Source organism: Aeromonas sp. FDAARGOS 1419 (assembly GCF_019047045.1).
Taxonomy (GTDB): Bacteria; Pseudomonadota; Gammaproteobacteria; order Enterobacterales; family Aeromonadaceae; genus Aeromonas; species Aeromonas veronii.
Map to the genome: position 1 here is coordinate 1423980 of NZ_CP077209.1, position 13775 is coordinate 1437754.

Below are 13775 nucleotides of genomic sequence, written 5' to 3' on the forward strand. Positions count from 1 at the left end.
GCGCCAAGTCTACCCGCTTTCGGCTGCCAAACTGGTCTGCTTTCACGTAGAATGCCCGCGATTTTGTGACGCGAGCCGAGGAAAACGTGAGTCAAACATCCTTACATCATGCCCGATTGGACTGGAATGAAGCGGGAACTCCTGTCTCCAGTGACTTCGGGGATGTGTACTTTTCCAATGATAACGGTCTAAGTGAAACCCGCTACGTCTTTTTGCAGCAAAACCGGCTACCTGCGCGATTTTCGCACCACGATAGTGACAATTTCGTGATAGGTGAAACAGGTTTCGGCACAGGCCTTAACTTTCTGGCGACAATGCAAGCCTTCCTGGAACAGGCGCCTCAATCCGGCAACGGCTCCCGTCTGCACTTCATCAGTTTCGAGAAATACCCCCTGACCCAAGACGATCTGCGCAAGGCGCTGGCCGCCTGGCCTGAACTTGGCCACTTGAGTCAGGATCTTGTCGCCCAATGGCCGCTGCCGGTTTCCGGTTGCCACCGCCTGCATTTTGCGGGTGGCCGCATTCGCCTCGATCTCTGGTTTGGCGATATCAAGGATATGCTGCCGCAGGTGCCTCACCGGGCAGAGGGGCTGGTGGATGCCTGGTATCTGGATGGTTTCTCCCCGGCCAAGAACCCGGAAATGTGGACACAGGATCTGTTTGATGGTCTCGCTCGCCTCGCCCGTCCCGATTGCTCCATCGCCACCTTTACCTGTGCCGGTTTTGTCCGTCGCGGCCTGATTGCCGCCGGTTTTGCCATGAAGAAGGTGAAGGGCCACGGTAGCAAGCGGGAGATGCTGGTGGGGGATCGCACCGACAAGCAGCCGCAGCAGACCATAGTCCCCTGGTATGCCCGTCCTGCCGGGCGCGCTGGCGAGGTGGTGATCATCGGCGGCGGCATCGCCTCTGCCATGACAGCGCTCTCTCTGGTGGAGCGGGGTCGCAAGGTGACTTTGCTGTGTGCAGATGGCGAACCGGCCACCGGCGCCTCGGGCAACCGCCAGGGTGCCCTCTATCCCCTGCTTAACGGCGAGCACGATGCGCTGTCACGCTTCTATTCGCTCGCTTTTGGCTATGCCCGCCAACGGCTGCTGGCGTTGGCCGAACGCCATCCTATCGCTTTCGAATTATGTGGAGTAACCCAGCTCGGTTATGACGAAAAATCGGCAGCCAAGTTGGCCAAGATGAGTCAGGGCCCCTTCCCGTCCGAACTGATGCATCCCCTCTCTACATCAGAGGTAGAGCAGGTGGTTGGCCTGCCCTGTGGCCACAGCGGCGTCAGTTATCCGCTGGGAGGCTGGCTCTGTCCGGCCGATCTCACCCGAGCCGCCCTGAAAGAGGCGCAAGCCAGCGGCCTGCTTGAGGTGGTGTTCAACACCGAGGTGGTTGCCATTGCCGAGCAGACCGATGGCTGGCAAGTAGAGAGCCAGGATGGCCGCCACTGGCAGGCCCCCAATCTGGTGGTCGCCGCCGGACACAAGCTGCCATCACTGCTCCCCTTTGCCGAGCTGCCGCTCTATCCGGTGCGCGGTCAGGTGAGCCATGTGCCGACCTCGGCCAGCTTGCGTCAGCTCAAGACCGTGCTCTGCTACGATGGCTACCTCACGCCAATGCACAACGATCAACACTGCATCGGCGCCAGTTATGGCCGCAACCAGAGCAGCCTTGAGTTTCGTGCCGAGGAGCAAATCCAGAATCAGGTGCGGTTGCAAGCCTGCCTGCCGGAGCAAACCTGGCCCACCGAGGTGGATGTGAGTCGCAACGAGGCGCGCGTAGGGGTGCGTTGTGCCAGTCGGGATCACCTTCCGGTGGTAGGGCCAGTGGCCAGATTGCAAGGTCTGGCGGATCACTATGCGCAGCTGCAGCATGATCAGCACAACGCCCAGCCGCTCCCCCTTCACCCCGGCCTCTATGTGCTGGGGGCGCTCGGCTCGCGGGGCCTCTGCTCGGCGCCGCTCTGTGGTGAGCTGCTCGCCAGCCAGATCTGCGGCGATCCCCTGCCGCTGGCCGCCGACCTGCTGGAAACGCTCCACCCAGCCCGTTACTGGGTGCGCAAACTGCTCAAAGGCAAGGCGCTGGTCTAAACCGGACTCTGCAAGCAAATAGAATGGCCGCCCATCGGGCGGCCATTCTATTTATCAAATCGTGCGATGCTGGATATTGCGTCTTGAGATAGCGCTCACTTGGGCCAGTGCACCCCGAGCTGTTCGCCGTAACCTGTCTGACGCTGGAATCCGTCGAGCCGTCCCTTGATTTTGTTCAGCTCGCCACTGCCTGCTGCCCACGCGGCATAGCGCAGTGCCTGACAATCTGCATGTCCGGGTAGCCCAGCAATAGCGCCACCCACCTGATTGGCCCCTTGCAGCACCATCTCCTTGAAGCGGGATTCGTAGTCAAACATGCTGGAGAGCAGCCGCCCCCAGCGCTGGCGGGCAGGATCGTTACTGTTCGCGCTCTGACGCCAGCGGGGCAGTAACACAGTGGCGTTGGTGGTCACCGTCACCCGGTTGAGCTGGCAGCGCCCCGGCAACTGCTCGGTATCCAGCTGCCAGTCCACTTGATAACTCGCCTTGCCGAGTACGGGCTTGCCATTCACCTTGGGAGCACTCTGGGCAATCGCCCGGGCAAGCTGCTCCGGACTGGTTGCATTGACCTCATAAAAACGGACATTGATGCGGGACTCTGGCACCACTTGCGGCCGGCTCGGCTGAGCCTGACTCATCAGGGGCAACAGCAACAACCCGACCCCCACTACTCCATAAACCTTGCTGACCATGCCAGACTACCTTCCTTGATTGCACGGGCGGAGTACCAACCTTGGTGAACCCCACCGCCACACAGATGACGGGTATAGCCTATGTGTGACGACGAGGCGGCGCAATACAATGATGCGCCCAGAAATCAGAGCACGCTCACAGGTTGCGTGAGCAGAGTATGGCACAAGGCCAAAACTGTATTTTTATTGAGCATGACGGCTGATGCGCTGCCAGTCGAGGTGATAGTTTTTCACATTGATGTCATGACCATCTATCTGAATAAAATGATCATTTTTAAGACGGTTGGCAAAAAAGTCCTGATCTGCCCCCTCATTGAGCCACAGCTCGCAAAGTCCCCGTTTTCCCTCTTTGGCATAGAATCTCGGGGTGACCAGCAGCGCAACCCCATCTACCCGGATGGCATGACGGGCCAGGCAGTTTGCTTCGGTGGTTTTGGATGCCAGCGCGGCAAAACGGGGTCTGTTCCCCTCGGCAACCACCAGTACGCCGTAAGAGTGAGGAGCCATGAGACGCCGCATGGCGACCGCCTGATGAGGACCGGTTTGATGAAAACCGTCATTGGTTACCGCAAACACGCAAGTAGGTGAAAATAGCATCGCAAGCAGGAAAATAGAGCGTTTAATGCCTGGAAAATCACCAACAACCATATAAAAGCCTCAAAAGACAACCAAGGCTGGCAAGGGTAGGCAGCCAAACCCGCTGGGTAAAGTACCTTTACCTTTCTTTAATTCTGTTCATGGGGTTAAACGTTGATTTAGCTCACACAACATCCTGTTTCCAGTCGCCACTCTACCCCTATCGGAATAGACTCCCTCCACTCTCATCCAATCAGAAGGCAACATATGCTGGAACTCATCGTTGGCACCCTGGTCACCCTGGTGGTGGGCCGTGCCATTTTCAAAGGATACTCCGCGACCGGGGTGCTGCTGAGCGGCGGCTTGCTGCTGTTGGTCATCACCGCCATGATGGGCAAGCCGGTACTGCCGAGCAAGGTGGTCAGCACCGGTTACATAGCAACCGATATCTTCGAATACGTCCGCTTCCTGCTCAATGACCGTGGCGGTGGACTGGGGATGCTGATCATGGTGCTGTGCGGCTTCGCCGGCTACATGAGCCATATCGGTGCCAACACCATTCTGGTCAAGCTGGCCAGCAAACCGCTCGGCATCATCAAGTCCCCCTATATCCTGCTGGTGGCTGCCTATCTGGTGGCCTGCGCCATGTCGCTGGCGGTCAGCTCCGCTACCGGTCTGGGCGTGTTGTTGATGGCCACCCTGTTCCCGCTGATGGTCAACATGGGGATCTCCCGTGGCGCGGCGGCGGCCGTGTGCGCCTCGCCAGCCGCCATCATTCTGGCACCGACCTCCGGTGACGTGGTGATGGCCGCTCAGGCCGCCAACATGCCGCTGCTGGATTTTGCCTTCAAGCTGACCCTGCCCATCTCGCTGGTGGCGATCGCCTGCATGGCGGTGACCCACTTCTTCTGGCAGCGCTACCTTGACCAAAAATCCGGTGAACACAACGAGCCGGTCGCCCCGGGTGATCTGGTGACTACCGCCCCCGCTTTCTACGCCATCCTGCCCTTTACCCCCATCATCGGGGTGCTGGCATTTGACGGCAAATGGGGTCCGCAGCTGGATATCGTCACCATCATCGTCATGTGCATGGTGCTGGCCAGCCTGCTGGAGCTCGTGCGGATCCGCAATGGCAAGGAGCTGCTGGACGGTCTGCAGGTCTGCTGGCGCAACATGGCTGACGCCTTTGCCGGTGTGGTCATGCTGCTGGTCGGTGCCGGTGTCTTCGCCCAGGGTCTGATGACCATCGGCTTTATCGATACCCTGCTGGCTCACGCGCAGGATCTCGGTTCGGGTGGCCTGATCATGATGCTGTCACTGGTGGTGATCACCACCCTGGCCGCCTTCACCACCGGCTCGGGCAATGCCCCCTTCTACGCCTTCGTGGAGCTGATCCCCAACCTGGCCAGCAGCCTTGGCATCAATCCGGCCTATCTGGTGATCCCGATGCTGCAAGCCTCCAACCTGGGTCGCACCATTTCGCCGGTATCCGGGGTGGTGGTCGCCTGTGCTGGGATGGGCAAGCTCTCGCCGTTCGAGGTGGTCAAGCGCACCAGTATGCCGGTCGCCGTCGGCCTGCTGGTGGTGATCGTCGCCACCCAGATCATGGTACCCGCCTGATCGCTGACCAGCCCGGCACCCTGCCGGGCTGGTATCCTCCCCCCCCTTTGCAGTAGACTCGGTGCTCATTTTCCCCCTAAGGAGGACCGAGATGAGTATTACGGTTCAACTTGCCCATTTCAGTGATTGCCACTCCCACTTCGATGGCGCGCCCATGAGCTTCTCCCCTGTCGGTGAAGGCCAATGGCGCACCCAGTGCGGCGGTTATGCCCGGATCCTGACCCGACTGACCCAACTGCGTGCCAAAGCCGCAGCAGCCGGCCAGCGTTTTCTGTTTCTGCACGGTGGCGACTCCTTTCAGGGCTCTCTCTATTTCAACCGCTTCAAAGGGCGTGCCAACGCCGACCTGCTCGCCATGCTGGCCCCCGATGCCATGGTGCTCGGCAACCACGAGTTCGATCTGGGCAATGGCCCGTTGGTGGAGTTCTTGCGCCAGCTCGATTTTCCGGTGCTGGCCGCCAATCTGGATAACAGTCAGGAGCCTGCCGACACGCCGCTTGGGCTGTGGGATATTCCCCACCTCTACGACGCCCATCAGCCCTGGCATCGCCGGGTGATCGATGGGGTTCCCTTTGCGCTGCTCGGCATCACCCTCGCCCAGATGGCTGCCATCGCCAACCCGGATCCCCACACCCGTTTCCACGCGGTCGCCGAGACCCTCACTAAAGTGTTGCGGGAGATCAGGCGCGAAGGGATCCAGCATATCGTGCTGCTGAGCCACCTCGGGCTGGATCAGGACAAGCTGCTGGCAGAGCGCTTCCCCGAGCTCAGTCTCATCATCGGTGGCCATACCCACAGCCTGCTCGGCGATCTCGCGCCGCTGGGTCTGCCAAGCGAAGGCAGCTATCCGCTGATGAACAACGGAGTGGCCATTTTGCACGCTGGCCACAGCGCCCTCTGCCTCGGTGTCTGCGAGCTCACCTTCGATGAGGCGGGCCGCGTCGTGCAAAGTGAGGGTCAGCTGGAGTGGCTCCCTTGGCAGCCCTGGCCATTTGCCTCCACCCCACCCGCCGGGCTCACCTTCTGCGAGCCGAATCAACAGCTTGAACAACATCTGGCCAAACGCTACCGGCCGGAGATTGAAACCATGAGCCAGCGCATCGTCACCCGACTGGCGGCGCCACTGCCCCATCAGCGGCTGCCGGATGCCACCCTGCCCCACGGCAGCCAGCTCGCCCCGCTGGTGGCCCGCGCCATGCTGACCGCCGCCCGTGAACAGGTAGGCGAGGTGGACTTTGCCCTGCACAATGCTGGCGGCGTGCGCTGCTCGCTGGAGCCGGGCCCCCTAAGCGAAGCAGATATCGCCGGTCGCCTGCTGCCGTTTGCCATTCCCCTCACCCTCTATCGGGTGCACGGTCACGAGTTGGCGGAAGCGCTGGAAAATGCCATCGACAACGCCACCAACAACGGCGTGGTCGGAAATGGCAACGGCAGCTTCCCCTACACCGCGGGGGTGCGATTCACCTATCAGGCCGACCGGCCCAAGGGTCAGCGCATCACCCGACTGGAGTGGGAAGCCGCCCCCGGCCAGTGGCAAGCGGTCAATGCCGAACAGGTCTATCGCGGAGTGTCGAGCGCCTATACCGCCTCCGGCAAGGAGGGCTACACCGCACTGGCGCGTACCCTGACCCAGCACAATCAGGAGCTCGGCATCACCCTGGCCGACGCCTTTATCCGCTGGGCCCGTCACCTGCCGACACTGGAAGCGCAGCCGCCCCTGCTTGAGTACATCCATTGATGCAGAGGGGGAATGGCTTTGCCACATCCCCCTGACGGCCAAAATTGCCGCAGCCAGCGCCCGATTCCCTGCAAGAACCGGGCTTTTTCGAGAATATTTGCCCCACACGGGCCCGCCCCATTGCATCGCACTCACTAGCTCGGCAAGATAGGCCCGCTTTCAAGACCAGCTGCAGGAACAGGCGACTTCATGAATCACTCCATCCGTTTCACTCCCCCTCGCGTCAACCCGGGTATCAAGCCAGCCATCGTGCTGCTGACCGCCCTGCTGGCGCTGCTCTTCTGTCTGCGCAATCCGCTCTTCCACGCCATGGCGCCGGGCTTTGATGCCTCGCTGTTCGCGGTGATGGGCAAGATGTGGAGCGAAGGGGGCGTGCTCTATCGCGACATGATCGATATCAAGGGGCCGATGATTTTCGCCCTCGACGCGCTGGGTTATCGAATGGGGGGATTTGTCGGGATCTGGACACTGGAGTGGGTGCTCTGCTGGCTCGGGCTGCTGGCCAGCTGGCAGGCCTTTGCCCAGCTCGGACTCTCGTTCAAGGCGCGCCTCGGCGCCATGCTGGCGGTGCTGGCTCTCTACGGCACCCGTTACTACTACGGCAACATGACCGAGGACTGGACCTTCCACCTCGCCCTCATCGCCCAGTGGGCCTTCATTACCCTGCTGCTGGACAAGGGATTTCGCTGGTGGCCCGCGCTGGTGGCGGCCCTTACCTTCGCCATCGTCGCCTGGATGCGCACCAACAACGGCGCCTTCTGGGGGGCCTGGTATCTGGTGCTGTTCTGCCACTGGTGTCTGCACGAGAAGTGGCGTGACGCCATCTTGCTGCTCATCTCCAGCCTGCTGGGGTTGGCGCTGATTGGCGGCCCGCTTTACGCCTACTTCCAGCAACATGATCTGCTGGCGGCCTTCAAATACTACGCCTTCGACATCTTCTTCGAGGGGAGCTACGGCAATGGCTTCTCACCCATGGTGGGCGCCGTCGGCCTGCTGCGTACCGGCCTTGTGATGCTGCTACCCGCCTTCATCATTCTGATGCTGAGCCGCCGCCAAGAGTGGTATCTGCCCGCCTTGCTGGCGACCCTGTTTGGGGTGCTGTTCACCCTGATCGCCAACTCGGTTTCCGGCCATGTGTTCGATCACTACGACGTGCTCTATCTGCAACTGGCGGTGCTACCGCTGGCGGTATTGCTGGATCGCAGCGAACAGCAGGCTGATGCCATCGGCCTGCTCTGCATCTCGCTGGTGGTGCTTACCGCCAGCTGGCTGCTGGCCCAGCAACTCGCCTTTGGCTGGAGCACTAAGGAGTGGTCCCTCGAGCGGGTCAACGAGGTGCTCGGCACCAGCCTGCTGTGGGCGCTGCCGGTGCTGATCCTCATCCCCCTCTGGCGCGCCTGGGATGTGCGCACTGCCACCCCTTGGCTGGCGACGCTGGCCATGCTGCTGCTGATGATCAACAACGCCTGGGAAGGGACCCTCAAGGGTCGCCCTTTCAATCCGGCGGCGCAGGTACGGGTTGATCGCATCAAGGCCGAGACAGTCCCGAGCGACAAGATCTGGGTCGATGGTATCCAGCCGCAATATTATCTCTGGACCGATCGCCAGCCGGCGTCCGCCTATCTCTTCTTTGCCAACGTCAATCCGCCCTATGACGTACGCGAACGGGTGCTGGCCGATATCCAGCGCCAGAATCCGAAGTTCATCATCGCCAAGCCGGATCGGGTAAGCGAGGAGCTGAAAAAGCCGAGCTCCCCTTCCCATCTCGCCTTCTATCAATTCCTGACCAGCCACTACGAAGAGGTGGATCCGGGTCTCTATCGCCGACGCTGATCGTCAATACGCCCCGCAGGGCGGCCATTGTTGCAATGGTCGCCCTTTTTATTGCGCCAGCTCGCCTTGCAGCGGCGGCCCGCAGTAGGCAAGCCCGCCCGAGATAACTACAATGACGCTCTTTTTGATGTAACGAGTGACACCATGGCGGAACTGACTTATCTGGGCGGCTATCCCGACCCTCTCAAGGCACAGGTACAGCAGCTGATTGCGGCAGGCAAGCTGGGGGAGATGCTGGCCAAACGCTATCCGGAGAGCCACCAGATCCAGAGCGACAAGGCGCTGCTCGCCTACACCATGGAGCTGAAGAACCGCTACCTCAAGAGCTCGGCGCCCCTGTCAAAGGTGGTGTTCGATGGCAAGATCAACGTGATCAAGGATGCCCTCGGCCTGCACACCTACGTCAGCCGGGTACAGGGCAGCAAGCTCAAGGCCAAGAACGAGATCCGCATCGCCGCCCTGTTCAAGGAGGCACCGCCCCCGTTCCTGAAAATGATCGTGGTGCACGAGCTGGCCCATATCAAAGAGAAGGATCACAACAAGAGCTTCTACCAGCTCTGCCAGCACATGGAGCCCGACTATCATCAACTGGAGTTTGATCTCAGGCTCTGGCTCACCTGGCGCGATATCGACAAGGCCAACCGCTAGGCTGACAACCGTTTCAGGGAGGAAACATGTCATTTGCCGCAACCCCCTTTGGTGCCACCCGCTTTATTGCCACTTTGGTAATGGCCAACTTGGGCTGCGCTGCCCATCCCCGCCGCGCGTCACGCGGGCTGCTGGCGCTGCTGCTTCTGCTCGCGGGCCACAGCGCCCGTGCCGATGAGCGCTGGCAGAGCGACAGCTATCTCACCGAGAGCTTTATGGCCATCGCCATGGAGCGGGAGTATGGCGAAGCCAGGCAGACCCGTTTTGCCCGCTGGCAGCAGCCGATCCGGCTGCAACTTATCAACGAGTCGGGTGACAAGCCGCTGCAGGCCGACGTGGTGAAGGTACAGGCGGTCCATCTGGCCCGCATCACCGGCCACCCCATCAGCATGGTGGCCGCAAAGCCCAACCTCACCCTGATCATGACCGACTACAGCAAGATGAAGAGCTGGGCCAACCGCACCATGGGGGGGGATCCATCGGTCAAGATGGCGCTCAAGGAGGGGCTCTGCCTTGCCAACTTCGCAACCAATGCGAAACACGAGATCAGCCGTGCCACCATCATCATTCCGGTAGACTACAGCCGGGCCAAGGGGCGTTTTCTCGACTGTGTAGTGGAGGAGTTCACCCAGGTGATGGGGCTGCCCAACGATTCGGACAAGGTGTTTCCCTCCATCTTCAATGACAACAGCATCGACAGCTTTTTGACCGGGCTGGACTATGTGCTGCTCAAGATGGCCTATCACCCGGCCCTCAAAGCCGGAATGAGCAGTGCAGAGATCCGCGCCGCACTGCCTATCGCACTGGCCGACCTGCGCGCCAAAGGGGAGATCCGCGAAGCCAATCGCCGGGTGCAGCAGCAGAGCCTGAAAAGCTGGGCGGGGTTGTAACGGGCATGGCTCAACCCAGAGCCAGACAAGCCATCGCGAACTCATCACCAACAAAAAACGCAGCCACTTGGCTGCGTTTTTTGTTGTATGGGTATCAGCAGTGCATTAGCGGGCATGCCTGTTTATCCGCCGCCCATTTATCCAACGCCCGTGTTATCCACTGACCGTGCGGGATCAGGAGGCGACGTTCTCTTCCGGCATCCAGCTGTCGGCGTTCTCCCACACCTCCTGTACCATGGCTTCGGCCAGCTCTTTGTCTTCCTTGCTGGCACGGCTGACGGTCAGGGCCATGGCACTGCCCGGTGCGACCCGCACATGGATGTCGGGAAATTTTTCGCCAAGCTGCTTGAGCAGCTCCTGACGCAGCGCCTCCATGGTCGAGGTCGGGATCTGATGTTTTCTGTCGATGATGATTTCAAGACGCATAGGAAACTTCTCCATGATTTATAACTGTATTTTTATACAGTATTTATGGGAAGTAAAGTGCCATCTTGCACCAATCAGAAAAGATCCAGCTGCTGACCACAGATCCGGTCGAACGACTCGCCGATAAAGGGCAGGATGGCATCGGCAATGGGCCGCAACTGCTTGTCGATATAGTGTTCGTAATCGATGGCGCTGCGCCGGTACTCCAGCGGCTCTGGGCCATTGAGAGTCATCAGATAGGCGATGGCGCCCCGATGCTGATAGCGCTGGGGCAGACCGCGGCGCAGGTTCTCCTCATCGGCCAGCCGCGCCGCCCGCACATGGGGCGGCACATTCTTCTGATACTCTTCGAGCTTCTGGCGCAGCCGTTTGCGGTAGATAAGCAGATCGTCGTGACGACCGGCGCGGGTCTCATCCACCATGGTGCGCACATAGCCGCTGGGATCTTCATCGTGAAACACCAGCTCATAGAGGCGGGTCTGGAACTGCTTGGCCAGCATGGTCCAGTCGGTGCGCACCGATTCGAGCCCCTTGAATACCAGCTGTTCACTCCCCTCACTGGCCTTGCCAACCAGCCCCGCATAGCGCTTCTTGCTCCCCTTCTCCAAGCCGCGAATGGTGGGCATCAGAAAGCGGCGGTAGTGGGTCTCGTACTGGATCTCGAGATAACTCGGCAGGTCGAACTCGCGCCTGATCAGTGCAGCCCAGTTATCGTTGATCATTTGCGCCAGTCGCTGGCCGATCTCGTCCGCCTCATCCGGGCTGGTCTCGCGCCCCAGATGGACAAAGGTGGAGTCAGTATCGCCATAAATCACCTCGAACCCCTTCTCTTCAATCCACTCGCGGGTCTGCTGCATGATGCTGTGGCCACGCAGGGTGATAGATGAGGCTAGGCGCGGATCATAGAAACGGCAGCCCCCCGACCCCAGCACGCCGTAGAAGGAGTTCATGATGATCTTGATGGCCTGGGAGAGTGCCTTATTGCTGGCAGCCTTGGCTCTGTCCCGCGCCGCCCACAAGGTAGCGATGAGATCCGGCAAGAAGTGCCGCTCGCGGGAGAACATGGCGCCGCGAAAGCCCGGAATGGCGTGCTCGGGATGCTGCAGCCCTTCGATAAGTCCCATGGGGTCGATGCAAAAGGTGCGGATGATGCTGGGGTAGAGGCTCTTGAAATCGAGCACCAGCACATGGCGATAGAGACCGGGTTTGGAGTCCATCACATAGCCGCCAGGGCTCGCCAGCCCCCCGTCGGCTGGCAGATTGGGCGCCACGTAGCCGCCACGATGCAGCCGCGGCAGATAGAGGTTGGTAAAGGCCGCCACCGAGCCCCCCACCCTGTCAAGCTCAAGACCGGTGAGGGAGGCGCGCTCGATGGCAAAAGGGATAAGGTGGCAGTAATCGAAGATCTCCCACACCAGCTTGCAATCTTCCAGGTTATAGCGAGCGAGCGCCTCCTTGTCGGAGTGGAACAGCTCGGTGATCTTCTCCCCCCGGTTGGCCACATCCTCGATATCCTTGCCACGGCCGAGCAGCTCGCTCGCCACCGCATCCAGACTGTAGCTCGGGAACTGCCAGGTGGCGCTTTTCAGGGTATCGATGCCGTCGAGCACCATGCGCCCGGGGATAATAACGTTGCCGGTTTGGGGATCGCCCCGTGACGAGCGCCAGAAGCAGAGCTCGCGCCCCCGCCCGAGCCGCAGTCGCCGCTTGTTAAGCTCGGCGCGGCGTAGCAGCAGGCGAAAGTCAAAATTAACCACGTTCCAGCCAATCACCAAGTCGGGGTCATGCAGACTGAACCAGCTCTCCAGCGCACCAAGCAGGGCGCTCTCGTCCGCCACCCACTGGACCTGGGTTCCCCAGCTCTCGGCATCCGCCTCCGGGGTGCCGATCATGATGACCCGTGCATCCTGCTCGCTGTAAAGGCCGATCGAGAACAGCGCCCCGTCCATGGCGCACTCCACATCCAGCGACACCCAGGAGAGGGTTGGCGTCACCGCCTGCGGCGCGCAGCGCGCCTCGTTCACCTCCCAGTAGCCCTGCTTGCCCCCCTTTTTTACCGCCCGGCCATCGAAGCGCACGCCAGCGGTGATGAAACGCTCCATCAGAAACCGCTCCGGCAGCCGGATATCCGCCTCGAAGTGCTCCAGCCCACGAATGAGCAGCAGCTCGATGGCGCGGTGAAAGGCGCTTAGGGTAGCGAAATAGCAGCCCACCACGGGGCGACCGTCGAAGGTGTGCATCGGCAGGCGGCGAAACCGCCCGCTCACCCCGGCCCCTTTGAACAACTCGGCGGCTTCTGCCATGTGGCTCTGTGGCAAAAAGAACACCGGCTCCTGCCCCGACACCACCACCCGCACCGGCCCCTGCGCGCTCCAGAGCCACATCACGATTTCGGTGGTTGCAGGCAGCCCGTTACGACCGCGCACGTCCCGACCGTGGCGGGTCAGGATAAAACCGTCGAGAGGCGGAGTGGCGGGTACGGTGGGCTGGGTTGCAGTCATGAAGCGTAAAGGGGCTGTCCGATAATGGAACTATTGTACGTTCATACAGTGCCTTCTCGCAATCGTCACGCTGGCTGCGAGGCGGGAGTCAAACTGGTAAGCTCGATCCGGTCGTGATTCCCGCCCATCCCGTTCTGACCACTCTTCGCCGACAAAAGGAGTCTCTGTGGCAATCTATTCCCTGCTGGATCAGCTGGCGATCCCCTACCAGCGTGTCGATCATCCCCCCGTATTTACCTGTGAGGAGGCGAGCAAGCTGCTGCCCGACCTGCCCGCAGCCAAGACCAAAAACCTCTTTTTGCGCGATCCGAAAAGCGAGCGGCTGTTTCTGGTGGTGAGTCCGGAGGATCACCGGGTCGACCTCAAGGCGCTGGCTGCCATGCTCGGCGTCAAGCGGCTGAGCTTTGGCTCCCCCGAGCGGCTCGATGCGGTGCTCGGCCTTACCCCGGGCTCGGTAACCCTGCTCGCCATGGTGCGCGACAGGGAAAAAGCGGTAGAGCTGGTGGTGGACGAGGCCATCTGGCAAGCAGAGCAGATGCAGTGTCATCCACTAGTCAATACCGCTACCCTGATTGTCCGCCTCGACGATGTGCGCCGCCTGCTGGCCCACCTCGGTCGGGAGGCCAACGTCATGCGGCTGCCGGTCATTATTGACTGACCCAAGAGTGTGGGAAGCATAAACGCCCCGGCGTCATGCACCGCCCCTGATTAATCGAGTCAGCAGCCCTCTTGTGGCGGTTGTTGCCGCGATCGTGCCCGGATCACTT

At 60.8% G+C, this 13775-nt stretch carries 11 protein-coding genes; 7 read left to right on the forward strand and 4 right to left on the reverse strand.

Features of this window, described 5'->3' with window-relative positions; genetic code table 11:
- Positions 1-65: 65 nt before the first annotated feature.
- Positions 66-2084: a bifunctional tRNA (5-methylaminomethyl-2-thiouridine)(34)-methyltransferase MnmD/FAD-dependent 5-carboxymethylaminomethyl-2-thiouridine(34) oxidoreductase MnmC gene (gene mnmC, locus I6L49_RS06270; protein ID WP_216950867.1), complete on the forward strand. Its 2019-nt coding sequence runs from the start codon at positions 66-68 to the stop codon at positions 2082-2084.
- Between the two features lie 95 nt (positions 2085-2179).
- Here mnmC and I6L49_RS06275 read toward each other — a convergent pair whose 3' ends face one another.
- A complete protein-coding gene (locus I6L49_RS06275; protein WP_064335946.1) occupies positions 2180-2776 on the reverse strand; it encodes a DUF922 domain-containing protein in 597 nt (198 codons plus the stop codon).
- 183 nt (positions 2777-2959) lie between these two features.
- Complete coding sequence (locus I6L49_RS06280) at positions 2960-3424, reverse strand: hypothetical protein (protein WP_216950868.1); 465 nt, start codon at positions 3422-3424, stop codon at positions 2960-2962.
- Positions 3425-3619: 195 nt separating this feature from the next.
- On the opposite strand from I6L49_RS06280, the gene dcuC reads away from it, so the two are divergent.
- The 5 genes from dcuC (at position 3620) to I6L49_RS06305 (ending at position 10081) form a co-directional block, all read left to right on the forward strand.
- Positions 3620-4972: an anaerobic C4-dicarboxylate transporter DcuC gene (gene dcuC, locus I6L49_RS06285; RefSeq protein WP_216950869.1), complete on the forward strand. Its 1353-nt coding sequence runs from the start codon at positions 3620-3622 to the stop codon at positions 4970-4972.
- A 91-nt stretch (positions 4973-5063) separates the two neighbouring features.
- On the forward strand, positions 5064-6710 hold the full coding sequence (locus tag I6L49_RS06290) for a bifunctional UDP-sugar hydrolase/5'-nucleotidase (RefSeq protein WP_216950870.1): 1647 nt from the start codon (positions 5064-5066) through the stop codon (positions 6708-6710).
- Between the two features lie 189 nt (positions 6711-6899).
- Entirely contained in the window at positions 6900-8543 is a 1644-nt protein-coding gene (locus tag I6L49_RS06295) for a hypothetical protein (protein ID WP_216950871.1), read from the forward strand.
- Between the two features lie 144 nt (positions 8544-8687).
- A complete protein-coding gene (locus I6L49_RS06300; RefSeq protein WP_005333421.1) occupies positions 8688-9191 on the forward strand; it encodes a M48 family metallopeptidase in 504 nt (167 codons plus the stop codon).
- A gap of 26 nt (positions 9192-9217) precedes the next feature.
- On the forward strand, positions 9218-10081 hold the full coding sequence (locus I6L49_RS06305) for a DUF2927 domain-containing protein (protein WP_216950872.1): 864 nt from the start codon (positions 9218-9220) through the stop codon (positions 10079-10081).
- 174 nt (positions 10082-10255) lie between these two features.
- Here the strand turns inward: I6L49_RS06305 and I6L49_RS06310 are convergent, their stop codons facing one another.
- Together I6L49_RS06310 and I6L49_RS06315 are read right to left on the reverse strand one after the other, a co-directional pair.
- Entirely contained in the window at positions 10256-10507 is a 252-nt protein-coding gene (locus I6L49_RS06310) for a DinI family protein (protein ID WP_005352362.1), read from the reverse strand.
- Positions 10508-10581: 74 nt separating this feature from the next.
- Positions 10582-13008 (reverse strand): DNA polymerase II, encoded by a 2427-nt coding sequence (locus I6L49_RS06315; RefSeq protein ID WP_216950873.1) that lies wholly within the window; start codon positions 13006-13008, stop codon positions 10582-10584.
- 166 nt (positions 13009-13174) lie between these two features.
- Between I6L49_RS06315 and I6L49_RS06320 the strand changes: the two genes are divergently transcribed.
- Entirely contained in the window at positions 13175-13666 is a 492-nt protein-coding gene (locus I6L49_RS06320) for a prolyl-tRNA synthetase associated domain-containing protein (protein WP_216950874.1), read from the forward strand.
- Positions 13667-13775: the final 109 nt, after the last annotated feature.

Excerpts from the sequence above, each read along its gene's own strand:
- I6L49_RS06275 (WP_064335946.1), bottom strand. The coding sequence starts at position 2,776 with ATGGTCAGCAAGGTTTATGGAGTAGTGGGGGTCGGGTTGTTGCTGTTG.
- I6L49_RS06280 (WP_216950868.1), bottom strand. The coding sequence starts at position 3,424 with ATGGTTGTTGGTGATTTTCCAGGCATTAAACGCTCTATTTTCCTGCTT.
- dcuC (WP_216950869.1), top strand. The coding sequence starts at position 3,620 with ATGCTGGAACTCATCGTTGGCACCCTGGTCACCCTGGTGGTGGGCCGT.
- I6L49_RS06290 (WP_216950870.1), top strand. The coding sequence starts at position 5,064 with ATGAGTATTACGGTTCAACTTGCCCATTTCAGTGATTGCCACTCCCAC.
- I6L49_RS06295 (WP_216950871.1), top strand. The coding sequence starts at position 6,900 with ATGAATCACTCCATCCGTTTCACTCCCCCTCGCGTCAACCCGGGTATC.
- I6L49_RS06300 (WP_005333421.1), top strand. The coding sequence starts at position 8,688 with ATGGCGGAACTGACTTATCTGGGCGGCTATCCCGACCCTCTCAAGGCA.
- I6L49_RS06305 (WP_216950872.1), top strand. The coding sequence starts at position 9,218 with ATGTCATTTGCCGCAACCCCCTTTGGTGCCACCCGCTTTATTGCCACT.
- I6L49_RS06310 (WP_005352362.1), bottom strand. The coding sequence starts at position 10,507 with ATGCGTCTTGAAATCATCATCGACAGAAAACATCAGATCCCGACCTCG.
- I6L49_RS06315 (WP_216950873.1), bottom strand. The coding sequence starts at position 13,008 with ATGACTGCAACCCAGCCCACCGTACCCGCCACTCCGCCTCTCGACGGT.